The sequence below is a fragment of the Mycobacterium sp. URHD0025 genome (assembly GCF_000426065.1).
GTDB lineage: Bacteria > Actinomycetota > Actinomycetes > Mycobacteriales > Mycobacteriaceae > Mycobacterium.
Map to the genome: position 1 here is coordinate 1 of NZ_AUEQ01000001.1, position 25590 is coordinate 25590.

Annotated in this window: 22 protein-coding genes, 1 pseudogene and 1 riboswitch; of the genes and pseudogenes, 7 read left to right on the top strand and 16 right to left on the bottom strand. The window is 67.7% G+C overall.

From position 1 onward, the window contains the following. A pseudogene (locus tag H977_RS35530) lies at positions 1 to 633 on the top strand (HNH endonuclease); the annotation flags it as partial. On the opposite strand, the gene H977_RS0100010 reads toward H977_RS35530, so the two are convergent. Beyond that, positions 630 to 2318 (bottom strand): SulP family inorganic anion transporter, encoded by a 1689-nt coding sequence (locus H977_RS0100010; RefSeq protein ID WP_029105929.1) that lies wholly within the window; start codon positions 2316 to 2318, stop codon positions 630 to 632. The pseudogene H977_RS35530 and the gene H977_RS0100010 sit on opposite strands and share 4 nt — an antisense overlap. An 18-nt stretch (positions 2319 to 2336) precedes the next feature. Between H977_RS0100010 and H977_RS0100015 the strand changes: the two genes are divergently transcribed. After that, positions 2337 to 3590 carry a uracil-xanthine permease family protein gene (locus tag H977_RS0100015; protein ID WP_029105930.1) on the top strand — a complete coding sequence of 418 codons (1254 nt, stop codon included), beginning with the start codon at positions 2337 to 2339 and terminating at the stop codon, positions 3588 to 3590. Between the two features lie 101 nt (positions 3591 to 3691). Here H977_RS0100015 and H977_RS0100020 read toward each other — a convergent pair whose 3' ends face one another. The 5 genes from H977_RS0100020 to H977_RS0100040 form a co-directional block, all read right to left on the bottom strand. After that, complete coding sequence (locus tag H977_RS0100020) at positions 3692 to 4717, bottom strand: NAD(P)/FAD-dependent oxidoreductase (protein WP_029105931.1); 1026 nt, start codon at positions 4715 to 4717, stop codon at positions 3692 to 3694. After that, positions 4714 to 5223 carry an isoprenylcysteine carboxyl methyltransferase family protein gene (locus tag H977_RS0100025; RefSeq protein WP_029105932.1) on the bottom strand — a complete coding sequence of 170 codons (510 nt, stop codon included), beginning with the start codon at positions 5221 to 5223 and terminating at the stop codon, positions 4714 to 4716. The genes H977_RS0100020 and H977_RS0100025 overlap by 4 nt, the downstream gene beginning before the upstream one ends. Further along, entirely contained in the window at positions 5223 to 6290 is a 1068-nt protein-coding gene (locus tag H977_RS0100030; protein ID WP_231395830.1) for a type III polyketide synthase, read from the bottom strand. Before H977_RS0100030 ends, H977_RS0100025 begins: the two co-directional genes overlap by 1 nt. A gap of 78 nt (positions 6291 to 6368) precedes the next feature. Beyond that, on the bottom strand, positions 6369 to 7805 hold the full coding sequence (locus H977_RS0100035; protein ID WP_029105934.1) for a M28 family metallopeptidase: 1437 nt from the start codon (positions 7803 to 7805) through the stop codon (positions 6369 to 6371). After that, on the bottom strand, positions 7802 to 9307 hold the full coding sequence (locus H977_RS0100040; protein ID WP_029105935.1) for a M28 family metallopeptidase: 1506 nt from the start codon (positions 9305 to 9307) through the stop codon (positions 7802 to 7804). The genes H977_RS0100035 and H977_RS0100040 overlap by 4 nt, the downstream gene beginning before the upstream one ends. 336 nt (positions 9308 to 9643) lie before the next feature. Between H977_RS0100040 and H977_RS0100045 the strand changes: the two genes are divergently transcribed. Continuing rightward, positions 9644 to 10345 (top strand): slipin family protein, encoded by a 702-nt coding sequence (locus H977_RS0100045; protein ID WP_029105936.1) that lies wholly within the window; start codon positions 9644 to 9646, stop codon positions 10343 to 10345. Positions 10346 to 10352: 7 nt separating this feature from the next. Here H977_RS0100045 and H977_RS0100050 read toward each other — a convergent pair whose 3' ends face one another. The 6 genes from H977_RS0100050 to thiO all read right to left on the bottom strand — a co-directional run bounded on the left by H977_RS0100050 (position 10353) and on the right by thiO (position 15009). After that, complete coding sequence (locus tag H977_RS0100050) at positions 10353 to 11114, bottom strand: ABC transporter permease (RefSeq protein WP_029105937.1); 762 nt, start codon at positions 11112 to 11114, stop codon at positions 10353 to 10355. Beyond that, a complete protein-coding gene (locus H977_RS0100055) occupies positions 11111 to 12022 on the bottom strand; it encodes an ATP-binding cassette domain-containing protein (protein ID WP_029105938.1) in 912 nt (303 codons plus the stop codon). The genes H977_RS0100050 and H977_RS0100055 overlap by 4 nt, the downstream gene beginning before the upstream one ends. 213 nt (positions 12023 to 12235) lie before the next feature. Further along, positions 12236 to 13021, bottom strand: coding sequence for an SGNH/GDSL hydrolase family protein (locus H977_RS0100060; RefSeq protein WP_029105939.1), 786 nt, complete (start codon positions 13019 to 13021; stop codon positions 12236 to 12238). After that, positions 13018 to 13815: a thiazole synthase gene (locus tag H977_RS0100065; protein ID WP_081681554.1), complete on the bottom strand. Its 798-nt coding sequence runs from the start codon at positions 13813 to 13815 to the stop codon at positions 13018 to 13020. The genes H977_RS0100060 and H977_RS0100065 overlap by 4 nt, the downstream gene beginning before the upstream one ends. Then, positions 13808 to 14008 carry a sulfur carrier protein ThiS gene (thiS, locus tag H977_RS0100070; RefSeq protein WP_029105941.1) on the bottom strand — a complete coding sequence of 67 codons (201 nt, stop codon included), beginning with the start codon at positions 14006 to 14008 and terminating at the stop codon, positions 13808 to 13810. The genes H977_RS0100065 and thiS overlap by 8 nt, the downstream gene beginning before the upstream one ends. Then, positions 14005 to 15009, bottom strand: coding sequence for a glycine oxidase ThiO (gene thiO, locus H977_RS0100075; protein ID WP_029105942.1), 1005 nt, complete (start codon positions 15007 to 15009; stop codon positions 14005 to 14007). Before thiO ends, thiS begins: the two co-directional genes overlap by 4 nt. Then, positions 14999 to 15113, bottom strand: a riboswitch (TPP riboswitch). (Overlaps the previous gene by 11 nt.) A 35-nt stretch (positions 15114 to 15148) precedes the next feature. Here thiO and thiE point away from each other — a divergent pair. Next, positions 15149 to 15820 (top strand): thiamine phosphate synthase, encoded by a 672-nt coding sequence (thiE, locus tag H977_RS0100080; protein ID WP_029105943.1) that lies wholly within the window; start codon positions 15149 to 15151, stop codon positions 15818 to 15820. Here the strand turns inward: thiE and H977_RS0100085 are convergent. Next, positions 15804 to 16310 (bottom strand): NUDIX hydrolase, encoded by a 507-nt coding sequence (locus H977_RS0100085; RefSeq protein WP_029105944.1) that lies wholly within the window; start codon positions 16308 to 16310, stop codon positions 15804 to 15806. The two genes, thiE and H977_RS0100085, sit on opposite strands and share 17 nt — an antisense overlap. Before the next feature lie 135 nt (positions 16311 to 16445). On the opposite strand from H977_RS0100085, the gene glnX reads away from it, so the two are divergent. From glnX to H977_RS0100100, 3 genes are read left to right on the top strand one after another with little or no spacing between them, the layout of a single operon-like run. Beyond that, positions 16446 to 17765 (top strand): protein kinase G-activating protein GlnX, encoded by a 1320-nt coding sequence (gene glnX / locus H977_RS0100090; RefSeq protein WP_029105945.1) that lies wholly within the window; start codon positions 16446 to 16448, stop codon positions 17763 to 17765. A 13-nt stretch (positions 17766 to 17778) separates the two neighbouring features. Then, on the top strand, positions 17779 to 18750 hold the full coding sequence (locus tag H977_RS0100095) for a glutamate ABC transporter substrate-binding protein (protein WP_029105946.1): 972 nt from the start codon (positions 17779 to 17781) through the stop codon (positions 18748 to 18750). Continuing rightward, complete coding sequence (locus tag H977_RS0100100) at positions 18750 to 21032, top strand: serine/threonine-protein kinase PknG (RefSeq protein ID WP_029105947.1); 2283 nt, start codon at positions 18750 to 18752, stop codon at positions 21030 to 21032. Before H977_RS0100095 ends, H977_RS0100100 begins: the two co-directional genes overlap by 1 nt. Position 21033: 1 nt before the next feature. On the opposite strand, the gene H977_RS0100105 is transcribed toward H977_RS0100100, so the two are convergent. The 3 genes from H977_RS0100105 to H977_RS0100115 are packed head-to-tail and all read right to left on the bottom strand — an operon-like array spanning position 21034 to position 25587. Then, positions 21034 to 22164, bottom strand: coding sequence for an acetate kinase (locus H977_RS0100105; RefSeq protein WP_029105948.1), 1131 nt, complete (start codon positions 22162 to 22164; stop codon positions 21034 to 21036). Continuing rightward, positions 22161 to 24248, bottom strand: a complete 2088-nt coding sequence (gene pta / locus H977_RS0100110; protein WP_029105949.1) for a phosphate acetyltransferase — start codon at positions 24246 to 24248, stop codon at positions 22161 to 22163. Before pta ends, H977_RS0100105 begins: the two co-directional genes overlap by 4 nt. 19 nt (positions 24249 to 24267) lie before the next feature. Beyond that, positions 24268 to 25587, bottom strand: a complete 1320-nt coding sequence (locus H977_RS0100115) for an aspartate aminotransferase family protein (protein WP_029105950.1) — start codon at positions 25585 to 25587, stop codon at positions 24268 to 24270. Between the last annotated feature and the right edge of the window lie 3 nt (positions 25588 to 25590).

Sequence of the window (25590 nt, forward strand, 5' to 3'; positions counted from 1 at the left end):
CACTGCACCGAGCTCACCGACGACCGGACACCGGCCGTATCCGGCGGCCCCGCAGCCATTCTCGGCGGCGGTATCGTGCCCGCACCTCTGCTCGCCGAACTGATCGCCACCGGAGCCACAGTCAAGTCCCTCACCGATCCCGACGACCTCAATAGCCAGGGAAGTTACCGGCCCTCAAAGAAATTGACCGCATTCGTACAGATGCGCGACCTCGTCTGCATGTTCCCAGGTTGCGGAATAGCAGCCGACCACTGCGATCTCGACCATTGCCAGCCCTGGCCGGCCGGAGCCACCCACCCCGGCAACATCGGTCCCAAATGCCGAACCCATCACCTCATCAAGACGTTTCAAACCGCCGAAAACGGCTGGACAGACGTCCAACATCCCGACGGCAGCCACACCTGGACCGCACCCACCGGCCACACCTACCACACCACACCCTTCAGCCAAATCCTGTTCCCCGACTGGGCCACCCACACCCCAGCCCCACCGACAGGACCGGCCCCATCGACCGCAATCGGTCGGGACATCAAAATGCCGGTCCGCACGCGCACCCGGCAACAAACCCGCACCCAACGCATCAACACCGAACGCCGGCTCAACACCGAGCTGGACAAACCGCCGCCCTACTAGGCAGAACGGTTGCGGAACGCCTCGACGGCGGTCGGCAGGGTGGGAAAGATCCGGTCGGTGCCGATCCGGTCGAGAAAGCCCGCCGCCACCAGATCGTCGCGCAGATCGGACTTGACCCGGGCCATCGCGAACACAATGCCCTGCGCGGTCAGTTCACGACGCAACTGCTCCAGCGCATCCACAGCGGTCAGGTCCGGATCGACGTTGGCCTCGGCGTTGTAGACGAACCATTCGACCTTCTCCGGCGCGTCCGCGACAGCCGCCAGCGCACGCTGCCGGAAATCCTCGGCGTTGGCGAAGAACAGCGGCGCGTCGTAACGGTAGACGACCAGTCCCGGAACCAGCTGCGCCTCCGGATAGTCATCGACGTCATGCATCCCGGCAATGCCGGGGACATAGCCGAGCACACTGTCGTGCGGGCGGGCGATCCGCCGCAGTGCATCCATGAGTGACAGGGCGATCGCCACCAGCACGCCGTAGAGCACACCGAAGCCCAGCACTGCGACGGTGGTGACGACCGCCAGGATCAGCTCGCTGCGCCGGAATCGTGCCAACCGCCGGAACTCCGCGACGTCGATCAGCCGCAGGGCGGCGTAGACCACGAGTGCACCCAACGCGGCCATCGGGAAATTCTCCAGCAGATCACGCCCCGCCAGCATGACCACCAAGACCGTCGCCAGCATCACCAACGAGTACAGCTGCGAGCGACTGCCCAAGGTATCGCCCAGTGCAGTACGGCTACCGCTGGAGCTGACCGGAAAGCCCTGTGTGACACCGGTTGTCAGGTTGCACAGACCTAATGCCCGCAGTTCGGCGTTGGCGTCGATCGTCTCTCCCTTACGCGCCGCGAAGGTGCGGGCCGTCAGGGCGTTGTCCGAAAACGCGACAACCGCGATACCGACCGCCGGGATCACCAGACCTACCAGCTCCGTCATCGGGACCGGTGGAAAAGCGGGTTTCGGCAACCCGGACGGAATGCCACCGACCACCCGGATTCCGTTGTCGTCCAAGGAGAACAGCCACACCATCGCCGTCGCTGCCAGCACCGCGACCAGCGGCCCCGGGAACCGCGGCGAGATCCGGTACAACACCAGCAGCACCGCGAGCACCGTTGCCGACAGCACCACCGTCGGCGTATGCACCGATTCGAGGCCCGTGACGAAAGAGCGGACCTGATCGAGGAACTCGTCCCCAGTCACCTCGACACCCGTGATCTTGCCGAGCTGGCCGCTGATCATGATGAGGGCCACCCCGGTCATGTAGCCGACCAGAACGGGGCGTGACAGCAGGTCGGCCAGGAATCCCAGCCTGCACAGCCCGGCCACCAGGCAGATCGCCCCCACCAGCAGGGCCAGTACCGCCGACATCGCGGCATAGCGCACCGGATCGCCGATCACCAGCGGAGCCAGCGCCGTGGCTGTCATCAGGGCCGTGGTGGATTCCGGCCCGACCGACAGTTGCCGCGAGGAGCCCAGCACCGCATAGACCGCCATCGGGACCAGCGCGGCCCACAACCCTGCGACGGGTGGCAGGCCGGCTACGGTCGCGTAGGCCATCACCTGCGGCACCAGGTACGCCGCGACAGTCACCCCAGCAAGGACATCGCCGCGCAGCCAGGACCGCTGGTAGCCGGTGAACTGCGCCAGCCCGGGGGCCCACGTTTGACGTGCGCGACCAACGCTCATGGTGTTCAGTCAACACTCGTGAGCCTGCTGAGTTGGAAGTACGTGGAGACCCGCACTGATGACGACTTCGTCGTCAACCCCGGAGAGCGGCTCGACTGGGCCAGCACGATCGGCATCGGGGCCCAGCATGTGGTGGCCATGTTCGGCGCCACGTTCCTGGTCCCGGTGCTCACGGGCTTCCCGCCGGCGACCACGCTGCTGTTCTCCGGCGTCGGCACCATCCTGTTCTTGCTCATCACCGGCAACCGGCTGCCGAGCTACCTGGGGTCGAGCTTCTCGGTGATCGCTCCGGTGACGGCGGCGGTGGCATCGCATGGAACCGGAAGTGCCCTCGGCGGTTTGATAGCCGTCGGGCTGTTGCTGATCCTCATCGGCGGCGTGGTGCACCTGGTCGGCACGCGGTGGATCGATCTGACCCTGCCGCCGGTGGTGACGGGTGCCATCGTCGCGCTGATCGGCTTCAACCTCGCTCCGGCCGCCAAGTCCAATTTCGAGAAGGGGCCTCTGGTCGGCTTGGTCACGCTGGTGTTGCTGGTCAGCACGCTGGCCTTCTTCAAAGGTTTGATCGGCAGGCTGGCCATCTTCGGGGCGGTGGTGATCGGATATCTGCTCGCGCTGGCTCTCGGTGACGTCGACACTGCGGCGATCGCCGCCGCACCGTGGCTGGGGCTGCCCGAGTTCCACACCCCGACGTTCAACCTGGCGGTACTACCGCTGTTCCTGCCCGCGGTGATCGCCCTTGTCGCCGAGAACATCGGGCACGTCAAGTCGGTGGGACAGATGACCGGCACCGACCTCGATCCGTTGATCGGCCGGGCGCTGGCCGCCGACGGCGTGGCCACCGTACTGGCCGGTGCCGGGGGCGGTTCGGCCACCACCACCTACGCCGAGAACATCGGGGTGATGGCGGCCACGCGCGTGTACTCGACCGCGGCATACTGGGTCGCCGCCACGGTGGCGATCGCATTGTCGTTGTGCCCCAAGATCGGAGCCGCCATCTCGGCCATTCCGCCGGGCGTGCTGGGCGGGGCCACCATCGTGCTCTACGGCCTGGTCGGCATCCTCGGCGTACGGATCTGGCTGACCAATCATGTGGACTTCTCCAAACCGGTCAATCAGATGACCGCGGCCATCCCCCTGATCATCGGGATCGCCGACTTCACCTGGCATCTCGGTTCACTGACCTTCACCGGGATCGCGCTGGGGTCCATCGCCGCGCTGCTGATCTTCCACAGCATGCGGTTGCTCGAGTACCTCGGCAGCCGTCGCTAGGCCTGTGCGCTCACCGAGATTGCGTCCAGGGACAGGATCCGAGGAAATCTTGTCCCTCAGCTCAATCTCGGTGCGGGCGCCGGGATTGCCAGTCCCCGGCCCTACTCGCTCAGCGCGTTGACCACACGGCTGAACACCGAGGGCAGCGCCGCCGACGCCGGGGTGATGCAGGCCCGAACGGGACCAAAACCGCTGCCGTGCAACAGGGCCGCGGTGAGCAACCGATAACGGCGGGTCATCGCGCGCCATTGGCGGTCATACTCGCCGGGTCGGTCGGCCCGCACACAACCGACGAGGAGTTCGGCCGCACCGAATGCCAGGCCCATCCCCTCCCCGGTCAGCGCATCCACGTAGCCCGCCGCATCACCGACCAACAGCACCCGGCCCGCACTCCGGTCGCGCACCTTCTGCCGCAGCGGCCCGGCGGCCCGGTCCTGGCCGTGCTCGACGCCGTGAATCCGCTCGGCCAGCAACGGAAATGCCGCCAGGTGATCGTCGAAGCCGCCACGCACCGACGTCAGAATCGCCACCCCGACACAGTTGTCGCCGACCGGCGTCACATACGCCTCGGAGTCGGAGCCCCAGTACACCTCGACACAATCCGACCACGGGGCGATCTGGACGTGACGGCGAATGCCCCAACGGCGTCGCCTGCCCTCACCGCCGCTCAGTCCGAGCGAGCGACGGATCGGTGAATGCAGGCCATCGGCGGCCGCCAGGTAGCGGGCCCGAAAGCCGGCCGCGCTCACCGATGTCGAGTCCTGCGCCACCGGGCCGACCTCGGCATGGACCACCCGGACGCCGGCGTCTGAGGCGGCGTCCGACAGCGCGGCATGCAGAACCGTGCGGCGTACTCCGCGCCCGGCACCGTCGCGAAATCTGGCCTCCGCGACGCGGTGACCGTCGAGGTAACGAATGCCGTAGAAGGGTCGGTGAGGGTGTCCGCTCAGCTCCACACCCAACCGCTGCAATTGCCGGACCGAGTGCGGCATCAGCCCCTCGCCGCAGGCCTTGTCGATCGGGCCGGGGCGGCGTTCCACCACCACGGTCTCCAGCCCGGCACGCGCCGCGTGCACCGCCGTGGCCAGCCCGGCTGGGCCGCCACCTGCGACGAGCAGATCGATCACGTCAAGCCTTGCAGCGCTTCGTTTTCCACGCGGATGCGGGTGCGCAACAATGCGGCGTTGGCCACCGCGAACACTACTGCGGTGAGCCAGGCGCCTCCGGCCAGCGGCAACGCCGCTCCCTCGGTGACCACGGCAACGTAGTTCGGATGCGGCAGCAACCGGTATGGGCCATCGACGACGCGCGCGGCACCGGGCACCACCACCACCCTGGTGTTCCACTGCCTGCCCAGCGTGGTGATGCACCACCAGCGCAGCCCCTGGGCGGCGAGCACGACCGCGACCATGATCCGGCCGAGCACCGGGCGGCGCCGGCGCCGGCGCGCCTCCACCACCGAACCCATCAGCAGCGCGCTGTGCAACGCCACCATCACCGGATAGTGGCCGGCCCCGAATTCCTTGCCGCCCTGTGCGGTACTCCACTTGAGGTTCCGTTTGGACACCACCAGTTCGAGGACCCGCTCGGCGGCGACGAGTGCGATCAACGCGATAAAACTCTTGCCCTTCATCAGCGCCAACGCAGCAGGACGAGCTCGGAGCAGAACCCTGGGCCCATGGCCATCAACACACCGGGGGTGTTCGATTCCGGTCGTTTGCAGATGGTGTCACGCAGCACGTGCAACACAGAGGATGACGACAGGTTGCCGACGTCGGCCAGCGACTGCCAGGTGAGATCCAGTGCATCCTCAGGTAATCCGAGGGTTTCGATGATCGCCTCGATCACCTTCGGGCCGCCCGGATGGCTCACCCAGGCGGATACATCGTCGGTGGTGAGGCCGTGTGCACCGAGGAACCCCGTGACGTCGTCACCGAGGTAGCGCCCCACGAAGCTCGGAACTTCGGCGCTGAGCACGATCTCGAAGCCTTCGGCGCCGATGTCCCAACCCATGGCATGCAACGAGTCCGGGTAGAGGTGGCTGCGTGAGTCCAGCACATCGGGTCCGGTCGGATTCAGCTTTCGGGCGCGTTGTTCACCGACCGCGACCACCGCGGCAGCCCCGTCGCCGAACAGCGCACCGGCCACCAGCGTCGGCATCGTGGGATTGTGTTTGCGCGTCAGCGAACACAATTCGACCGACACCAGGACCGCCACCTTGTCTGGCGCGCCCCGAAGATAGTCGTTGAGCCGCGCGATGCCGGCGGCGCCTGCCACACAGCCGAGTCCGAAGATCGGGATCCGCCGCACGTCGGGGCGCAGGCCGAGCCGCCCCGCGATGCGGGCATCCAGCGACGGGACCGCGGCGCCGGTGACAGTGGTGGTGACGATCAGGTCGACGTCCTCGGGGCGCAGGCCCGCCTCGTCCAGCGCCCCGGACAGTGCGGCGCAGCCCAGTTCGGTTGCGTGCTCGATGAACAGGCTGTTGCTCTCACCGAAATCATCGAGATGGGCGTACTCCTCGAGCGGCAAGACCAGGTATCTACTGTTCACTTTCGCGCTCTTGTGCAGGGCCCGCACCACGTCCTCGGCCTCGGCGTATCCCGGCAGGCTCAGCAGGGTGCTGGTCACCTCATCCTGGGTATATCGATGCGGCGGCAGGACGGCGTGGACGCCGGCAATAGTGCTGTGGCTGGGCATTCTCGCGACGTTAATTCCCATATCCGTACTACGGGGGCCTACCTCGGACGGTTCAACGATCCGCCTGTGAATCAGATCTCAGCCGCGATGCCGCTTGTCTCGCGCCGGCACACCGTTGGGTCCCTCGATCGAGCGGCCATAGGTGCCGACGGTGAAAGCGATCGCCGATCCCATGATCCCGAGCGCGCGGGCATCCACATTGTCAATCGTGTCGCGCGGGGTGTGATAGTTCGGATCGAACGCCGTCCCGGCCCGTCCGCCCCACAACCGGGCCTGCACCTCGGTCTTGCGCTGCGATGCTCCCGTGGTCGCACCGCCGATCGGCACCCCGGCCTGAAGGAACGGGTGATAGTCGGTGTTGCCGCCGATCGGCATGTCCGCGGGCCGGGCCCCGGCCAGGTTCAGGTAACCGGCCATGGTCCTCTCGATGCCGGCCGATCCTTCGGGTATCGGCTTGGGATCTCCTGCCTGGCCGGACTGGTCGCCGTCGTAGGTGAAGAAACCGGCGTTGGGCGAGCCGACCATGTCGAAGTTCAGATACAGCGCCAGATCGTCGAGCTGATCCAGCGCAAGGTTGCGCACATATTGCGTCGAGCCGTCCAAGCCCAATTCCTCGGCACCCCAGAACGCGAACCGCACCGCGTTGTCCACCGGCGGCGAACTGCCCAACTGGAGCGCGGTTTCCAGCACCGCCGCCACTCCGGATCCGTTGTCGTTGATACCCGGACCCCGGGCGATGCTGTCCAGATGCGCGCCCACGAGCACCACGTCGGACGCCGAACCGGTCTTGGTCTGCGCGGTCACGTTACGGGATTTGACCATCTCGGCTTTGCCGTCGAGGACCAGCCGAACCGGCGCGCTCGTACGTCGCAGCGCGGCATCCGCGTTCTCGTCGATGACGCCGACCGGGACGGTGAGCTGGCGGTAGTAGCCGGTGCTGAACAACCCGCCGGGAGCGGGTTGGTGCCCGCTGTTGACCACCAACAGACCCACCGCGCCCTTGGCCAGCGCGGTGTTCTGTTTTGCCACAACCGAACAGCCGGTGTCGTCGACGACCGCGATGGCCCCGGAGATGTCGAGCGACCCGTAGTCGGTGGCCGCACATCCCGACGGCTTGCCCGGGCGCAGCGTCGGCGCGCTCAACCCGCCGGGCGCCGTCGTCACCAGCATCGACGCCTGATCCACCTGGTATCTGGTCCCGGACACAGTCAGCTCGGGGTTACCTCCGCGCATCGCTCCCATGCGCTCGAACTCCGGTGTCTGCACGTCAAAACCTTTGCCACGCAGCAGGTCTGCCACATAGTCGACACTGGCGTCATACCCGGCGCTGCCCACCGCCCGGTTCCCGTCATGACTGTCGGCGATCTCCTGCAGCTTGCGCAGGTGGGTGAACATGTTGTCGACGGTGATCTTGCCCGCCAGTTCCAGCGGCTCGACAGCCTTGGGCGATGGCTGCGCCGAGCAGCCGGCCAGCGCGACACCGAGCAGTATTACCGCAAGCCGGGGCGCCGTCACTGCGCGGTGATCTGGTGCCGCGTGCGGTCCGAACGAACCGGTAAACCGTTGCGGCCCCGCTGATCTTGGGCATACAGCCCGACAGCGAATGCGACTCCCCCACCATGTATCTGCAACGCGTCCCGGTTCACGTGGTCAAGGGTATCGGTGTTCTTGTGATAGTTCGGGTCGAACGGTTGATCCACCTCGCCGGCCCACAACTTGGCCTCTTCGCCGTTCATCTTGTCCTCGGCGCCGGAGAACAGTCCACCGGCGGGAATGCCGGCCATGGTGAACCCGTCGTAGTCGGACCTGCCGTCAAAACTGGTGTCACGCGGCGTCTTTCCGGCATCTTCCAGGTACGTGGCCAGGGTGCGCTCGATTCCCGCCGAACCCTCGGGTACCCGGGGACGCCCCTGCTCGTCCAGTGGCGCCGACTGGTCGCCGTCATAGGTGAAGTAGCCCGCGTTGGGCGAACCCAGCATGTCGAAGTTCAGATACATGGCAACGTCTTTGAGCGCTTCGGTGTCCAGGGATTCGACGTAGTTGGTCGATCCGAGCAAACCTTCTTCCTCCGCTCCCCAGAACCCGAACCGCACCGCGTTGGCCACCTGCGGTGAATCACCGAGCTGCAAGGCGGTTTCCAGCACCGCGGCCACTCCGGAACCGTTGTCGTTGATGCCGGGCCCTTCCGGGACGCTGTCGAGGTGGGCGCCGACCATCACCACGTCCGAGGTCGAGCCCGTCTTGGTCTGGGCGATGACGTTACGGGTGTGCTCGACGCGTACTCCCGCGACCAGTTTGAGGGTGGTGGGACCGGGCGCGTTGCGCAGCCGGGTGCCCTCGTCCTTGGTCACGCTGACCACCGGTATCTTGACGTCGGTATTGCGGCCGAGGGTGCCGCCCATCTTCTCGTCGTTGTTGGTGTTGACGACGATCATCGCGACGGCGCCACGCTCGGCGGCCGCGGCCTGCTTGTCCGCGAAGGGGCACGAGCCGCGGTCGACCAGCACCACCGCACCGGCAACCGGCAGCCCGTCGTAATCGGCGGCCTGGCATCCCGGGGTGTCCTCGACCTTCGCGGGCACCAATGGCGCGGACAGCCCGACCTGGTCGGTGCCGATGGTGAACTCCAGCGGCTTGGCGCTGACGGCCTGGCCGCCGACGGTGACCTGCGGGTCCTCCGCGAACGGCAGCTTCACCTCGAACTCCGGGGTGTCCACGTCAAAACCTTTGTCGCGCAGCGCGTTGGCCACGTAATCCACACTCGCGTCGTACCCGGAGCTGCCCAACGCCCGGTTGCCCTTGTTGGCGTTGGCAATGTCCTGGAGCTTGCCCAGGTGCCCCATCATGGCGTCGGCCGACACCCGCTCGCGTAACTGGTCGGCGAACTGCACCGCCGCCGGTGAGGACACCTGGGACTGCTGCCCTTCGGTCTGCAGTTCGGTCTTTGCATCACAGCCGGCCAGCCCCACGATCAGCGCCAGCGCGCCAAGAACCGCCCCCGTCGAAGTACGTCGCATTGCACCCACGGTAGCTGCTCGGCTGAACGGCTCGGAGAATAAATCGGTTGCCTGGCGATTTGCTGTGATGGCAAGGTGTTCCACGGCGCCGACAGGGAAGCAGACCGAGCGGGGTACCGCAACGTTTCTGCGTGTTGCCGGCGGCGTCATGGCACAGGTAAAGGGCCTGAGGTTCGAATCCTCTCTTGCAACCCCGATACCGTCGCCGGAATCACGCAGTCGGGGGCCTTGTGGCCCGCACCCGCCGGTACCGGGGTGTGACGCCCCGCCCGCGGTTGCGTCCGGCGGCGGTATCCCTTTGCCGCACAGACACATACACCGGAAGGAGGACACGACATGGGCATCTTCACGTTCAACCGAATCACTGTTTCCGCAGGCCAGTGCGCACTGGAATACCGGGACGGCACGCTGGGTCGTGTCCTGCCCCCGGGCCGTCACCGCATTGATGTGGCGGCCTCGGTGGTGCGTGTCGAGATGCGCGAGCAGGTGCTGACGCTGGCACCGCAGGAGGTGCTGACCTCCGATGCGGTGACGCTGCGTATCACTGTCGCGCTGCAGTTCAGGGTCAGCGACGCCGTCGCCTATGTGGAGGCGGCGGCCGACCCCATGGCCGCGGTGTACCTGGCCGCGCAGATCGCGCTGCGCGACCTTGCCGCCACGCTGACCACCGACGAGGTGATGCAGCGCGGCAACCGCATCGATGCCGGGGCGATCGCGGCGGCGGCCCGCGCGGCCGGTGCCCGCACCGGGGTCGAGGTGATCGAGGCGTTCGTCAAGGACGTGATCATCCCGGCCGAGATTCGGGCCGCGGCAATGCAGCTGGTGACGGCCAAGGCCACCGGTGCGGCGAAGCTGGAAGCGGCCCGCGCCGAGACGGCGGCCCTGCGCGCACTGGCCAATGCCGGCAAGTTGCTGGACGCTCACCCGGCGCTGGCTCAGCTGCAGCTGGTCCAGCGGGTTCCGTACGGGTCGAAGGTGATCCTGGCCCTGGGCACCGACGCAACCGGTGCGGCGGATGTGGCGTCTGACCCGGAGTGATTCCGGGTCAGGCGTCACGCCTGTTCAACAACACCGCGGCGGCGATGAACGCCACCGCCACCCACAGCAGGAAATAGATCAGCGAGCCCGACTCACCCCACGGCATGTCGTAGTACGCCGGGAAGAGCCAGTCCACGTGCAGGAACCGGAACATGTTGCCGAAGGGCAACCACGGCCCCATCCGCTGGCCGGCGTTGGGCAGGTTGCCCAGCAACGGCTCGGCCACCAGCGGCCACAGCAGCAGGACCGCCACCGCCCCGGCCGCGAATCGCACCAGCGCACCCACGGCCACTCCGATCACGGCGGCCAGTGCGGCATACAACGCGAAACCGCCGGCTACCCGCCAGGTCGCCGGGTTGGCCATCGACAACTGCGTACCGACCACCGGGTCGGCCACCATGCGGGCCACCAGGACCGAGGCCAGCACCATGACCACCGCACACACCGATGAGAAGGCCGCGCACACCACCGCTTTCGCAGTCATCACCTGCGTCCGGTTCGGGGTGGCCAGCAACGTGGTGCGGATGAGCCCGCTGCGGTATTCGCCGGTCATGGTCATCGAGGACAGCACCATCAGCACCGGAACCCCGAACACCGCGACCCCGAGAGCGGCCGTGGACGGGGACAGCCCGGTGTAGTGGTGCGCGGTCATGCCCTGGATGGCCGCCAGGCCGAGGCTGAGCACCGCCACCCCGACCGTCGACCACAGCGGTGAACGGGTGGTGGACAGCTTGATGCGCTCGGCGTCGAGCGCGGCCAGTGCGCTCATGCCTGTGCAGCCCGGTAGTCGACGGCGTCGTCGGTGAGTTTCAGATATGCCTCCTCCAGCGAGGCCTGCCGTTGGCTCAACTCGTGCAGGGTGATGGCGTTGCGCCCGGCGAGGTCGCCGATCACCTCGATGGCAGCGCCGTGCACACCCAGCGCATCGCCGTCGGCAGCCGCCTCGACCTCGAATCCGGCGTCCGTGAGAACCTCGCGCAGCGTCTCCAGCTGCGGGCTGCGCACCCGCACGGCGTCGGCCGACGTACCGCTGACGAACTCGCTCACGGTGGTCGACGTGATGAGCTTGCCCTGCCCGATCACCACCAGCCGATCGGCGGTGTTGGCCATCTCGGCCAGCAGATGACTGGACACGAACACCGTGCGGCCCTCGGCGGCCAGGCTACGCATGAGGGTGCGGACCCAGTGGATGCCCTCGGGGTCCAGGCCGTTGACCGGTTCGTCGAACAGCAGCACCGGCGGATCGCCCAGCAGCGCGGCGGCGATTCCCAGCCGCTGACTCATGCCCAACGACAGCGTTCCCGCCGTGCGGTCCGCCACCGACGTCAGCCCGACCATCTCGAGCACCTCGTCGACCCGGGTCGGCGAAATCCGGTTGGCCGCCGCGATCCAGCGCAGATGGTTGCGGGCCGAGCGGTTCGGATGGGCCTGGCGCGCGTCGAGCAGGGCGCCGACCGTGCGTAGCGGGTCCCTCAGTTCCCGGTAATGCTTGCCGTCGATCGTCGCGGTACCTGCGTTGGGATGATCCAGACCCAGGATCAGCCGCATCGTGGTGGTCTTGCCCGCGCCGTTGGGCCCGAGGAATCCGGTCACCACGCCCGGTTCGACGGTGAACGTCAGATCGTCGACGGCGCGGTGGGTCCCGTAGAGCTTTGTCAGCCCGGCCAGTTCGATCATGGCTCCCATGGTGTCAGTGCCACCTCCTCCGAGAGCTGAATCGAGATTGTCTGCGCCACCACCCTATCCACGTCCGCAAGCATCCCGGGGATCTCTAAGATTTGCGCGGGAGCGCGGTGACGGTCGCGGTGTCCGGGGAACCGTCAAATCGCAGCAGTTGCAACGTCAATTCGCTATCGGGTGTCCGCAACGGAGCGTGCGCAACAGTGTCGGCTATCGGCGTTCGCTGTCGGGGTCCACCTTCGCCACCACCAGGTCGGCGACCGCCCGCATGCCTGCGGCGTTCGGGTGCAGCGGCGCCGGCCGGCCCGGCCAGGGCAGACCGGGCCGTGTCGTCCATGGCTCGTCCGACCAGGCATGATGCGACGCGCTTGCCTGCGCGGCGCGAACCCAATCGCACTGTGCTTGCGCGGCAGCCTCTCCGGTGACTCGTTCCAGCGTGGCCGCGACGTGTCGCCCCAGCGCCGCATCGACCTCCGACAGCGGCGAGGCCGCGACGCCTTCCGGCGGCAACATCGTCAGGTAATCGACGAACAGCACCCGTGCGCCCGCAGCGCGTTCCCGGATCTCGCGCCCAAGCGTCACCAGAGCACCGGCCACGTCGGTCAGCGCCGCCGCACGCTCGCCGGGATCGAGCAGCCCGCGCAGCCGCGGCCCGAGCACCGGAAGGGACCGGGCACAGCGCGGCAACGCCGCCGCCATCAGCAGCGGCACGTAGCCCGCGTCGTTGCCACCGATGGTCACGGTGACGAGGACTTCGGACCCGTCGAGCGCGTCGATCTGCGGTGGCGCACCGTTCTGAGCGTCCCGCAGCACATGGGCGGTGGTCGCACCGGAGTACGTCACGTCCACCAGATCGAGCCCGAGCCGGTCGGCCACCAGATGCGGGTAATTGCGTGCCGAGCGGCCCGCCCGCCACGGCGCGCCGGGTGCCGATGGCTTGATCCCGGGCCCGGCAGCCATCGAACTGCCCAGCGCGACATAGCGTTTACCGCTCATAACGCCGGGCTCGAGGCCTGGGCCCAGAACCGCTTCGGGATACGACCGGCCTGGCGCGCCAAGTATCCGGCGGTGACCGCCGCCGCCATCGCGGCGGCCATGGTCGGCGGATCGGATGCCCTGGTGACGGCCGTGGCCAACAGCACCGCGTCGCAACCCAGTTCCATCGCCAGCGCGGCATCCGAGGCCGTGCCGATACCGGCATCGAGCACCACGGGCACCCCGGCCTGCTCGACGATCATCTCGATGTTGTGGGGGTTGGAGATGCCGAGGCCGGTGCCGATGGGCGAGCCCAGCGGCATCACCGCGGCACAGCCGGTGTCCTCCAACCGGCGGGCCAGCACCGGGTCGTCGTTGGTGTAGGGCAGCACGATGAACCCGTCATCGACCAATTGCTCTGCGGCCTTGACCAATTCGATGGCGTCGGGCAACAGGGTGCGCTCGTCGGCGATGACTTCGAGTTTCACCATGTCGGTGCCCAGCGCCTCACGGGCCAGCTGAGCGGTCAGCACGGCCTCTGCCGCGCCGCGACAGCCCGCGGTGTTGGGCAGCGCGGCGATACCGAGCCGGTTGAGCAGGTCGAGCACCCCGGTGCCGGTCTCGGCGTCCACCCGTCGCATTGCCACGGTCGTCAACTCCGTACCCGAGGCCACCAAAGCCTCTTCCAGCACAGCCAGATTGGGCGCGCCGCCGGTCCCCATGATCAACCGGGAGCCGAATTCCCGGCCACCGATGCTCAGTCTTGATTCCCCGGTCGCTGCGCTCCTGCCCGCCGCCTGCTTGGCGTCAGCCACCCTGCACCGCCGTCACGACCTCGACCCGGGCGCCGTCGGACAGCGTCCGGTCCCACTCCGAACGGGGCAGCACCGTCCAGTCCAGCGCCACGGCGATGCCCTTGTCCGGGAAGCCCCGGGTTTCCAGCAGCCCCTCGATGGTGGTCTGTTCGTCCACCTCGAAGGTCTCGTTGTTGACCGTGATGGTGATCATTTCGCTCCCACGCTCACCTCGAGTTCAGCCGCGATCCGCTCAGCGGTCCACGGCGCCAACAGAAATCCGTTCCGTCCGTGTCCGACGGCCACCAGGGTGCGCGCGTCGACACGTTCGACGATCGGCAGGCCGTCGGGCGTCATGGGCCGCAGCCCGGCCGCGGTCTCGGCCAGCTCGTACTCGCCCAGTGCCGGCATCACCGCGCAGGCGTCCTCGAGCAGATCCCGCACGCCGCTGACCACGGGCGCGGTGTCGCGGCCGTGCTCATACTGGGTGGCGCCGACCACAACGCCGTCCGTACGCGGCACCAGATACACCGGACGCCCGTGCACACGGGCGCGGATCACCCTCTGCGGCACCGGCATACAACCCTTGCGCCACCGCAGCCGCAGCACCTCGCCCTTGACCGGACGCACCGGCAGGTCCGGCAGAAGTTTCGGGGCGTCGATCCCGTTGGCGATCACCCGCATGTCCGCCTCGACATCAGCCAGGTGGTCCACAGGGCCGGCCCACCGCACCGCGAGGCGCTCGCAGTGCGCGGCCAGCCCGTCGACCACCGCGCGATTGTCCACGGCAAGCTCGGTGGTGGCCCGGAACCCATGCCGAATGCCTTGGGCCAGCAGGGGTTCCACCTCACGGGCGGCCGCGGTCAGCTCGACCGGCTGCCCCTGCGCCGACAGCCATTCGGCGACGGTACGCAGATCGGCCACATCGGCCCGGTCGACGGCGACGACGAGTGACTCGCGCGCGGTGACGACCTCGGGCGCCAGCCCGTCGAGGAAACCCGAGTGCCACAGCTTCAGGGATTCCAGGCCGATCTGGAGCATCTGTTCCTCACCGGGCCAGCCTTCACTGTGCGGAGCCAGCATGCCGCCGGCCACCCACGAGGCACCGTGCTCGCGCGTGCAGTGCAGCCGCACGGTCCAGCCGTCCAGGGCAGCCCGGCGTGCGACAGACAGCCCGATCACACCGCCGCCGATGACGGCAAGTGTTCGCGCCATACCCGCTCCCTTCGCCGGCATTACCCGGATCAGGTGTGACGGTCAGGGCCGGTCCGAATGCCCACTCTCAGCCCCTCGTCCCCGGGGCCCCCGTATTGCCAGTCCAGGGTACTCGGGCGCTACCGGCTACCGTCGCGGTGTGGAATCACCCGTCGACCGTTTGCAGCGCGCCACCCTGTACCTGTGCACCGACGCCCGCCGCGAGCGTGGTGACCTGGTCGAATTCGCCGACGCCGCGCTGGCCGGCGGCGTGGATCTGATCCAGCTGCGGGACAAGGGCTCGGCCGGGGAGAAGCAGTTCGGCCCGCTCGAGGCACGTCAGGAGCTTGAGGCACTCGATATCCTGGCCGACGCCGCCCGGCGCCACGCAGCGTTGCTGGCGGTCAACGACCGCGCCGACATCGCGCTGGCAGCCGGAGCCGACGTACTGCACCTCGGCCAGGACGATCTGCCGCTGCCCGTCGCCCGCGGCATCATCGGCGAGCGTCCGGTGATCGGCCGCTCCACGCATGACGCCGAGCAGATGGCGGCGGCGCTCGCAGAACCCGTCGACTATTTCTGTGTCGGACCGTGCTGGCCCACGCCGACCAAACCCGGCCGGTCCGCACCGGGCCTGGACCTGGTGCGCTCGACGGCCGCGCTGAACCCGGCCAAGCCGTGGTTCGCGATCGGCGGGATCGATCAGCAGCGGCTACCCGAGGTGCTGGCCGCCGGAGCCCGGCGCATCGTCGTGGTCCGCGCGATCACCGCGGCCGACGACCCCCGGGCGGCGGCAGCCGAACTCAAGGAAATGATCAGCGCGGCGGGTTGAGTTCGAGCGGGAGAGACGCCGTCACCGTCCGCAGCTGCTGCCAGCTGGCGGCGAACCCCGGATGCAGCGGCAATTCCGCGACGTCCTCCTCGGCCACCCAGCGCAGCTCCGAGCTCTCCCGGTTGGGGATGGTCTCCAGCGGTTCGGGCACGTCGGCGATCACGGTCGTGTAGGACCAGTGCGTCCCGCCGATGCCTGCCACCTCCGCCGTCACCACCGTGGTCCGCACGGTGAGCTGTTCGGCCGTCACGCCGGCTTCCTCGTGGGCTTCCCGGACGGCGGCCTGCTCGGCGGTCTCGTGGCTGTCGCGGGCACCGCCGGGCAGGGCCCAGGTTCCGCCTTGATGACTCCACGGGGCGCGGTGCTGCAGCAGAACGACGGCCGATCCGCCCGGCCGCGGGGCCCGCAGCAACAGCCCGGCGGCACCGTGGCGCCCCCAGTACCGGGCGCCGTTGTCGGAGAACACCCAGCCGTCACCGTCGCCACGCACTCGTACAGGATAGGGAACGTCGCCGGTTTCGGTGGGGCGTGATTTCCCCGCGAGCCTAAGCGCGGCGCTCTTAGAATTTTTTTATAGTGTTGGAACAGCCCGTATGCACCGAAACTAAATGAGGTCCGCGCGCAGGTGACTGTGGAGTTGGCACATCCCTCGACCGAACCGCTCGCGTCCCGGTCGCCGACCACTCCTGCCCACCCGCGTTGGTGGTTTCTGTGGACCACGCCCGGACGCATCCTCACCATCGGACTGGTGCTGTCGGCCCTTGTTCTGGCCAGTGCGTTCGCCACGTCCACCACCATCAACGACCGCCAGCAGGCGTTGACCACGGTGCTCGACCACACCGAACCGCTGGCGTTCGCGGCCGGCCAGCTCTACACCACCTTGTCGGTCGCCGACGCCGCTGCGGCCACGGCCTTCATCGCCGGGGCCGAGCCCCGAGATGTGCGCCAGCGCTACGAGCAGGCGATCACCGACGCTTCGGTGGCGGTGACGCGGGCGTCCAGCGGGCTGACCGACGAGACACTGGTTCAGCTGCTCGGCCGGATCAACGCGCGGCTGGCCGTGTACACGGGTCTGGTGGAAACGGCGCGCACCAACAACCGGGCGGGCAATCCGGTCGGTTCGTCGTATCTGTCGGAGGCCTCGGCGCTGATGCAGTCGCAGATCCTGCCCGACGCGCAGCGCCTGTATGAGGAGACCTCGGCGCGCGTCGACGCGGAGACGACGGCCTCGACGCGGATCCCGGCCTCGGTGATGTTGGTGGTACTGGCCACATTGATGTTCGGCGCGTTCGCCAACCGCTGGCTGGCACGGCGCACCCGGCGCCGGGTGAACATCGGTTTCGTGGCAGGCGGCATGGCGGTGCTGATCATGTTGATCTGGGTGACCACATCGCTGGTGATCTCGACGTCGGACAGCCGCAGCGCCAAGGACACAGCCGCCGAATCTCTCAAGACCGTGACGAATTTGGCCATCACCGCGCAGCAGGCCCGGGCAGACGAGACTCTGGCCCTGATCCGGCGCGGTGACGAGAACCTCCGCAAGCAGTCCTATTACCAGCGGATCGAGGCCATGCAGCAGCAGCTCGCGCAGTATCTGGCCCGCGACACCGGCATCGACAAGAGCGATCTGACGGGTGCAGAGGATCTGCTCACCAAATGGCGTGCGGCGGATGACCGGATCAACGCCTACATCGCCGTGGGCAACTACCAGGCCGCGACACAGGTGGCGCTGGGCACCGGCGAGGACGATTCCACGTCGGCTTTCGACAAGCTCGACGACGCCTTGTCCAAGGGCATCGAACAGAGCCGCAGCCAGCTGCGCAACGACATCGCCAACGCCCGCCGGGTGTTGTCCGGTGCGACCGTGGGCGCGGCCCTGCTCAGCGTGGCCGCCGCGCTGGCGGTGGCGCTGGGGTTGTGGCCTCGACTGAGCGAGTACAGGTGATCGGGTACAGGCGATGAGGAGAACCGTGCGGAAGACGTTGGCCGTGCTGACCGCGGCCCTGGCGGTGGCCGGCTGCAGTCAGAGCGCGCCTGCGTTGACGTTGCCGACGATGACCCTGCCCCCGCCGAGCCCGGCCGGCATGCAGGAGCTGGCGCCTCAACCGGTGCGGGTGCCGGAGCCGGAGACCGACGAGTGCAACCGCACCGCGAGTCTGCGGCCCTTCAGCAACAAAGCCGAGGCCGATGCGGCGGTGGCCAAGATCCGCGACCGCGGGCGGTTGGTCGTCGGGTTGGACATCGGCAGCAATCTGTTCTCGTTCCGGGATCCGATCACCGGTCAGATCAACGGCTTCGACGTCGACATCGCCGGGGAGGTGGCCCGCGACATCTTCGGCACGCCGTCACAGGTCGAATACCGCATCCTGTCGTCGGCCGACCGCATCACCGCGCTGCAGAACAATCAGGTCGACATCGTGGTCAAGACCATGACGATCACCTGTGAGCGCCGCAAGCAGGTGAACTTCTCCACGGTGTACCTGATGGCCCACCAACGCATCCTGGCCGCACGTGACTCGAACATCTCGCAGGCGTCCGATCTCTCGGGCAAGCGGGTGTGCGTGGTGGACGGCACCACGTCGCTCAAACGGATCCAGCAGATCAGCCCGTCGCCGATCATCGTCTCGGTGGTGACCTGGGCCGACTGCCTGGTGGCGCTGCAGCAGCGGCAGGCAGACGCCGTCAGCACCGACGATTCGATCCTGGCCGGGCTGGTGGCCCAGGACCCGTATCTGCACATCGTCGGACCGAGTCTCAACGAAGAGCCCTACGGCATCGGATTGAACCTGCAGAACACCGGGCTGGTCCGGGTCGTCAACGCGACGCTGGAACGGATCCGCCGCGACGGCACCTGGAATACGTTGTACCGCAAATGGTTGACGGTCCTTGGCCCAGCGCCCTCTCCCCCGGTCGCGAGGTATGTCGACTGATGAAGAAGCCCGACGACGCCGATCTGCCGGCCACCCCCGACCCCGATACGAGCGGAGGTCCCGGGACACAACCGGCGAGCCTGGAAGACCTCGACATGGACTCGCAGTCGACCATGCGGCCCATGGCGACCCAGGCGGTGTTCCGTCCCGAGTTCGACGATTCCGACGACAGCCCGTTCGGCAACGGCGACACCGAACCGCAGAACCTTGCCACGATCGCCACCCGGATGCTGTCGCCCATGCGCCGCCTCGGCGGCGGTCTGGTGGAGATCCCGCGCGTACCCGAGCGGGATCCGTTGGCGGCGTTGATGACCAACCCGGTCGTCGCCGAACAGAAGCGGTTCTGCTGGAACTGCGGCAAGCCGGTCGGCAGGTCCTCGTCCGATGGGCACGCCCTGTCGGAGGGGTGGTGCCCGCACTGCGGCAGCGCGTACTCGTTCCTGCCGCAGCTGTCCCCGGGTGAGATCGTCGCCGACCAGTACGAGATCAAGGGCTGCATCGCCCACGGCGGTTTGGGCTGGGTATATCTGGCCTTCGACCACAACGTGAACGAACGTCCCGTGGTGCTCAAAGGCCTGGTTCATTCCGGTGACGCCGAGGCCCAGGCGATCGCCATGGCCGAACGCCAGTTCCTGGCCGAGGTGACGCATCCGGGAATCGTGAAGATCTACAACTTCGTCGAACACGATGACAAGCACGGCAACCCGGTCGGCTACATCGTGATGGAGTACGTCGGCGGAACGTCGCTGAAACAGGCCAGGGGCACCAGACTTCCGGTGGCCGAGGCCATTGGCTACATGCTCGAGATCCTGCCTGCCCTGGGCTATCTGCACTCGATCGGGCTGGCCTACAACGATCTGAAGCCCGAGAACATCATGATCACCGAGGAACAGCTCAAGCTGATCGACCTCGGCGCGGTGTCACGGCTCAACTCGTACGGCTACCTGTACGGCACACCAGGATTCCAGGCACCCGAGATCGTCCGTACCGGGCCGACGGTGGCCACCGACATCTACACCGTGGGACGCACGCTGGCGGCGCTGACCTTGAACCTCCGGACCCGGCGGGGCCGCTATGTCGATGGTCTGCCGTCCGAGGACCCGGTCCTGGACACCTACGATTCCTTCGGCCGATTCCTGCGCCGCGCCATCGATCCCGATCCTCGGCGCCGGTTCACCAGCGCCGAAGAGATGTCGTCGCAGCTGCTCGGTGTGCTGCGTGAGGTGGTGGCGGCCGATACGGGAATCCCCCGCCCCGGTCTGTCGACGGTGTTCAGCCCGTCCCGGTCGACGTTCGGAGTCGATCTGCTGGTCGCCCACACCGATGTTTACGTTGACGGACAGGTGCATTCGGAGAAACTGACCGCGCAGGAGATCGTGCGGGCGCTGCCCGTGCCGCTGGTGGACCGCACCGATGTCGGGGCCCCGATGCTGGTGGCCAGTGTGCTCAGCCAGCCCGTGCACACACTGGACCAGTTGCGCGCCGCGCGCCACGGCGCCATCGACTCCGAAGGCGTGGACCTCGCAGAGTCGGTGGAGCTGCCGTTGATGGAGGCCCGCGCACTACTCGATCTGGGTGACGTCGCCAAGGCCACCCGCAAGCTCGACGAGCTGGCCTCATGGGCCGGCTGGCGCTGGCGGCTGGTGTGGTTCCGCGCCGTGGCCGAGATGCTCTCGGCTGATTATGACTCGGCCACAAAGCATTTCACCGAGGTGCTGGACACGTTGCCCGGGGAGCTGGCACCCAAGCTGGCCCTGGCCGCGACGGCTGAGCTGGCAGGCACCGCCGACGAGCTCAAGTTCTACAACACGGTGTGGAGCACCGACAACGGCGTGATCTCGGCCGGCTTCGGGTTGGCCCGCGCCGAGTCGGTTGCCGGCGCACGCGACAAGGCGGTCGAGACGCTCGACGAAGTTCCGCCCACGTCACGGCATTTCACCACAGCCCGGCTGACGAGCGCGGTCACCCTCCTGTCCGGCCGGTCCACCGGTGAGATCACCGAACAGAACATCCGCGATGCGGCGCGGCGGGTGGAAGCACTGCCCGATTCGGAGCCGCGCGTGCTGCAGATCCGGGCACTGGTGCTGGGTACGGCGATGGACTGGCTGGCCGACAACTCGGCGAGCAGCAACCACATCCTCGGCTTTCCGTTCACCGAGCACGGTCTCAAGCTGGGCGTCGAGGCGTCACTGCGGGCACTGGCCCGCGTCGCGCCCACGCAGGCGCACCGCTACGCCCTGGTCGATCTGGCCAACAGTGTGCGGCCGATGAGCACTTTCTGAGTCAGACCAGCGCCGCGCTTGCCCGCGCGATCGCCAGCTCCTCATTGGTCGGCACCACCAGCACCGTCACCGGCGAGTCCGGTGTCGAGATCGTCCGGGTTTCGTGTGACCCTCCGGCGTTGAGTGCCTCGTCGATCTCGATTCCCAGCCCGGTCAGGCCGGCCAGCGCATCGCGGCGCACCGCGGCGTCGTTCTCCCCCACGCCCGCGGTGAAGCTGATGACGTCGGTGCGGCCCAGCACCGCGAGGTAGGCACCGACGTACTTACGCAGCCGGTGGATGTAGACGTCGTAGGCCAATTGCGCGTTGTGGTCGCCGGATTCGATCCGGGCGTGCAGTTTGCGGAAGTCGTTCTCACCGCCGAGACCACGCACACCCGACTGCCGGTTGAGCATGGTGTCGATCTCCTCGACACCCATACCCGCACTGCGCCGGAGGTACATGATGATGCCCGGATCGATGTCACCGCTGCGGGTGCCCATCACCAGGCCCTCCATCGGCGTCAGGCCCATCGACGTGTCCACGGGCCTGCCCCCGGCGATCGCCGACGCCGACGCACCGTTGCCCAGGTGCAGCACAATCTGATTCAGCGATTCGTAGGGCCGCCCGAGGTAGGCGGCGGCCTGCTGACTGACGTACTCGTGCGAGGTGCCGTGGAACCCGTAGCGCCGGATACCCCAGCGTTCGGCGACCTCGCGATCGATGGCGTAGGTCGCCGCGGCCTCGGGGAGATTGTGGAAGAACGCGGTGTCGAACACTGCCACGTGCGGCAGATCGGGCAGTAGCTTGCGCGCCACTTCGATGCCGAGGAGGGCCGGCGGATTGTGCAGTGGGGCCAGCGGAGACAGCTCTTCGACCTTGGCGATCAGCTCAGCGTCGACCAATGTGGGCCGGTAGAAGGTCTTGCCGCCGTGCACCACCCGGTGTCCGACGGCCACCAGGCCGAGGGTGTCCAGGTGCAGCCCTTCGGCGGCCAGCTTGTCGAAGGCGGCGCGCAGCGCGGCGTCATGATCGGGTATCTGGTCCGAGCCGATCTGTTCGATGATGCCGTCGGCCAGGAATTCACCGGTGTCCGGATTCACCACCGCGTATTTCAGCGACGACGAGCCGGAGTTGACCACCAGGACTGTCATCCGTTGTGCCCCTGTCCCTGCGCCTGAATCGCCGTGATCGCTACGGTGTTGACGATGTCCTCCACGAGCGCACCTCGGGACAGGTCATTGACGGGCTTGTTCAGACCCTGCAGCACCGGGCCGATCGCGATGGCGCCGGCACTGCGCTGAACGGCCTTGTACGTGTTGTTGCCGGTGTTGAGGTCGGGGAAGATCAGCACGGTGGCGCGCCCGGCCACGGCCGATTCGGGCATCTTGGTCAACGCCACCGACGGCTCGACCGCGGCGTCGTATTGGATCGGCCCTTCCACCAGCAGGTCCGGCTCCCGTTGTCGCACCAATTCGGTTGCGGCCCTGACCTTGTCGACATCGGCCCCGGTGCCCGAGGTGCCTGTCGAGTAGGACAGCATGGCCACCCGCGGATCGATGCCGAACTGCGCGGCGGTGCGGGCCGAGGAGATCGCGATGTCGGCAAGCTGCTCCGAGGTCGGATCGGGAACGATCGCGCAGTCACCGTAGGCCAGCACCCTGTCGGCCAGGCACATCAGGAAAATGCTCGACACCGTGGAGATCCCGGGCGCCGTGCGGATGATCTCGAAGGCCGGACGCACGGTGTGCGCGGTGGTGTGCGCGGCACCGGAGACCATGCCGTCGACCATCGCGTTGTGGACCAGCATGGTGCCGAAGTACGAGACGTCGTGGATGGTCTCGCGGGCCTGCTCGACGGTGACGCCCTTCTTGCGGCGCAATTCGGCGTACTGCTCGGCGAATTGGTCACACAGTTCACTGGTACGCGGATCGAGGACGACGGCAGCATCGATGTTCACCCCGAGTTCGGCTGCGCGGGAACGGATCTGGCTTTCCTCACCGAGGATGGTCAGCTCGGCCACCTGGTGCTGCAGCAGCCGGCCCGCGGCCCTGAGGATGCGATCGTCGGTACCTTCGGGCAATACGATGCGCTTGCGGTCCGAGCGGGCCTGGTCGAGCAGTTGGTAGGTGAACATCTGCGGCGTGGTGACCGCGGGTATCGGGATGCTCAGCTGCGCGAGCAGATCGTTGACGTCGACGTGCTTGTCCATCAGCGCCAGCGCGGTGTCGATCTTGCGCTGCGATTTCGCGGTGACGCGGCCGCGGGCCCCGGCAACCCGGCTCGCGGTCTCGAACGTGCCGTATTCGGTGGCCACGATGGGCAGCCGCAGCCCCAACCCTTCGACCAGCGAGGCGATGGCCGGATGCAGCTCGAGCCCGCCGTTGAGAATGATGCAGGACAGTGACGGAAAACCTTCCGCGGCATGGGCGCTCACCACGGCCAGCACCACATCGGACCGGTCACCCGGCGTCACCACCGCGATGCCCTCGGTCAGGCGCTCCAGCACGTGCTCGGCGGTCATGCCCGCCACCAGCACACCCATCGCCTCGCGGGACAGCAACTCCGGATCCCCGGCGATCATCGTGCCGTCGACCGCCACCTGCAGTTCGGCCACCGACGGCGCGACCAGCAGCGGCTCCTCGGGCAGCACGTAGGCGGGCGGCCCGAGCGGTTTGAGCGCCTCGGCCACCGCGGTCAGCTGGGCCGGATCGCACCGGTTGGCGACCACGGCGGCGGCGTGGGCGTGCTGGTGGTTGAGTTCGGCCAGGCACACCTCGACCACGTGGGCGACCTCGTCGGGGGTGCGGTCGGCCGCCTTGACCGCCAGCACCACGGGCGCACCGAGGTTGACCGCGATGCGCGCGTTCATGCTGAGCTCGCTGGGGGTGGCGACGTCGGTGTAGTCGCTGCCGACGATCAGCACGGCATCGCACTTCTCGGCCACGCGGTGGAACCGGTCGACGATGTCGGCGATGGCGACGTCGGGGTCCTCGTGCACCTGCTGATAGCTGACACCGACGCAGTCGTCGTAACTCAGCCCGGCGGTGGTACCGGCCAGCAACAGTTCCAGGATGTAGTCGCGGTCCTCACCCAGGCGGGTGATGGGACGGAACACGCCCACTCTGGGCACGGTCGCGGCCAGGCGATGCAGAATTCCCAGCGCAATGGTCGATTTACCGGTGTCCCCTTCGGGCGACGCTACGTAGATCGCGGTCGCGATGTCTCCATCCGGCACCGCTCCAGCATTCCCTAGGTCAGGGCAGCGCCGCCACCGCCCCCGCAAATTCCGTGCAGAACCAGTCCACGTCGCTCATCGAGAACACCAACGGTGGGCGCACCTTGAGGACATTGCCGTCAGCCCCGCAGACCGAGATCAGCACTTTGCGATCGCGCATCGCATTGACCAGGTCGTGCGCACCGGCCCGGTCGGGGATCTTCTGCTCGGCGTCCGTCACCATCTCGATCCCCACGTACAACCCGGCGCCACGAACGTCGCCGATGCGGGGATTCGCGGTGGCGATCCGGGCCAGCTCGTCGCGCAGCGCTGTGCCCACCCGGGCCGCGTTGGCCATCAACTGCTCGTCCTCGATGACATCGAGCACCGCGGCCGCCGCGGCCATCGACACCGGATTGCCGCCGAAGGTGTTGAAGTACGGCACCTCGCGAGCGAACGCCTCGAGCACCTCGCTGCGCCCGGCCAACCCCGCCACCGGTAGGCCGTTGGCCATCGGCTTGCCCATGGTGACCAGATCGGGGACGACACCGTGGCGGCTGAAGCCCCACATCGATTCCCCGGTACGGCCGAACCCGGGTTGTACCTCGTCGGCGATGAACACTCCGCCTGCCGCGTGGACCGCCCGCACCGCCGGAGCCAGCACCGACGGATCGGGATAGATGCCGTCGGAGGAGAAGAAGGTGTCGACGATCAGGCAGCTCAGCCCGTGACCGGCCGCCTTCAGGTCGGCGATCGCGGCGTCGACGTCGGTCAGGAACCGGCCGGCCACATCCTCACCCGCGCGGTAGCTGTCCGGTGCGGCCACGGCGCGCACGTGCGGGCCGATGGCGGTGGCCCCGCCGATCGACGGCGAAATCGCCGTCACCGCTGCGGTATTGCCGTGGTACGCGTCGCGGGTGACGATCACCCCACGTGCCCCGGTGTACATCTGGGCGACCCGCAGGGCGAGGTCATTGGCCTCCGAGCCGGTGCAGGCGTACATCACCTGGCCGACTTCTGCTGGGAGCGTGGCCAACAGCCGCTGCGAGTACTCCACGATGCCTTCGTGCAGATACCGGGTGTGCGTGTTGAGGGTCTCGGCCTGACGAGTGATGGCGGCGACCACACGCGGGTGGCAGTGCCCGACGCTGACGACGTTGTTGTACGCATCGAGGTAGCGCTCGCCCTCGGCGTCGAACAGATGGCTGCCGCTGCCCCGGACCAGGTGTACCGGCCGTTCGTAGAACAGCCGGTACGCCGGGCCCAACAGGCGGGTGCGGGTCTCGATCAGCTGTGCGGTCTGCGGATCGGTCGACAGACCGCTGTAGCTGTTCGAATCCATGATGTTGGAAAAACTCATGGC

What these genes read in the sequence shown, in the direction of transcription:
- H977_RS0100010 (WP_029105929.1), bottom strand. Translation starts at nt 2,318, where the DNA reads ATGAGCGTTGGTCGCGCACGTCAAACGTGGGCCCCCGGGCTGGCGCAG.
- H977_RS0100025 (WP_029105932.1), bottom strand. Translation starts at nt 5,223, where the DNA reads ATGAAGGGCAAGAGTTTTATCGCGTTGATCGCACTCGTCGCCGCCGAG.
- H977_RS0100030 (WP_231395830.1), bottom strand. Translation starts at nt 6,290, where the DNA reads ATGCCCAGCCACAGCACTATTGCCGGCGTCCACGCCGTCCTGCCGCCG.
- H977_RS0100040 (WP_029105935.1), bottom strand. Translation starts at nt 9,307, where the DNA reads ATGCGACGTACTTCGACGGGGGCGGTTCTTGGCGCGCTGGCGCTGATC.
- H977_RS0100045 (WP_029105936.1), top strand. Translation starts at nt 9,644, where the DNA reads ATGGGCATCTTCACGTTCAACCGAATCACTGTTTCCGCAGGCCAGTGC.
- H977_RS0100050 (WP_029105937.1), bottom strand. Translation starts at nt 11,114, where the DNA reads ATGAGCGCACTGGCCGCGCTCGACGCCGAGCGCATCAAGCTGTCCACC.
- H977_RS0100055 (WP_029105938.1), bottom strand. Translation starts at nt 12,022, where the DNA reads ATGATCGAACTGGCCGGGCTGACAAAGCTCTACGGGACCCACCGCGCC.
- H977_RS0100060 (WP_029105939.1), bottom strand. Translation starts at nt 13,021, where the DNA reads ATGAGCGGTAAACGCTATGTCGCGCTGGGCAGTTCGATGGCTGCCGGG.
- thiS (WP_029105941.1), bottom strand. Translation starts at nt 14,008, where the DNA reads ATGATCACCATCACGGTCAACAACGAGACCTTCGAGGTGGACGAACAG.
- thiO (WP_029105942.1), bottom strand. Translation starts at nt 15,009, where the DNA reads ATGGCGCGAACACTTGCCGTCATCGGCGGCGGTGTGATCGGGCTGTCT.
- H977_RS0100095 (WP_029105946.1), top strand. Translation starts at nt 17,779, where the DNA reads ATGAGGAGAACCGTGCGGAAGACGTTGGCCGTGCTGACCGCGGCCCTG.
- H977_RS0100100 (WP_029105947.1), top strand. Translation starts at nt 18,750, where the DNA reads ATGAAGAAGCCCGACGACGCCGATCTGCCGGCCACCCCCGACCCCGAT.
- H977_RS0100105 (WP_029105948.1), bottom strand. Translation starts at nt 22,164, where the DNA reads ATGACAGTCCTGGTGGTCAACTCCGGCTCGTCGTCGCTGAAATACGCG.
- H977_RS0100115 (WP_029105950.1), bottom strand. Translation starts at nt 25,587, where the DNA reads ATGAGTTTTTCCAACATCATGGATTCGAACAGCTACAGCGGTCTGTCG.